At 58.1% G+C, this 217-nt stretch carries 1 pseudogene; it reads right to left on the bottom strand.

The features are described 5' to 3' along the window. Nucleotides 1-217: pseudogene (locus AC6CHP_RS20815) on the bottom strand (lipoyl synthase); the annotation flags it as partial.

Raw genomic sequence — 217 nt, forward strand, 5'->3', positions numbered from 1 at the left:
GTGGCTTCCTTGTCCTCCCAGCACTCGAAAATGTTGGGGCAGCCGGCCTCCTCACACACCGTGTGCAGGCCTTCTTTCTTGACCAGGTTCTTGAGCTGGACAAACTCCGGGCCCATCTGGACCTTCGCCTTGATCCACTCCGGCTTACGCTCCACCGGAACAGCAGAATTGCGCTGTTCAACGCGCAAAAGCTTCCGGCCTTCAGGTGCCAATGTCA

This window comes from Pseudarthrobacter sp. GQ63 (assembly GCF_059758765.1).